Raw genomic sequence first — 259 nt, 5'->3', positions numbered from 1 at the left:
TCATCGAGGAGGTGGGTGCCGGCGTCACCAGGGTCAAGCCCGGAGACCACGTGGTGTGCAGCTTCATCCCGAACTGCGGGACTTGCCGCTACTGCTGCACCGGCCGGCAGAACCTGTGCGACATGGGGGCCACCATCCTGGAGGGCTGCATGCCGGACGGCAGTTTCCGATTCCATTCCCAGGGAACAGATTTCGGCGCCATGTGCATGCTGGGCACGTTCGCCGAGCGGGCCACCGTCTCGCAGCATTCGGTGGTGAA

At 64.9% G+C, this 259-nt stretch carries 1 protein-coding gene; it reads left to right on the top strand.

Features of this window, described 5'->3' with window-relative positions; translation table 11 throughout:
* Window positions 1–259, top strand: a 259-nt coding sequence (locus tag AB1471_RS19035) for an alcohol dehydrogenase catalytic domain-containing protein (protein WP_496350344.1), incomplete at both ends; no start/stop codon positions are given.

This window comes from Jeotgalibacillus marinus (genome assembly GCF_040801915.1).
GTDB classification, from domain to species: Bacteria; Bacillota; Bacilli; order Bacillales; family Jeotgalibacillaceae; genus Jeotgalibacillus; species Jeotgalibacillus marinus.
Note: the sequence above shows the minus strand (reverse complement) of the source record. Positions and strands in the feature narration are given on the sequence as shown.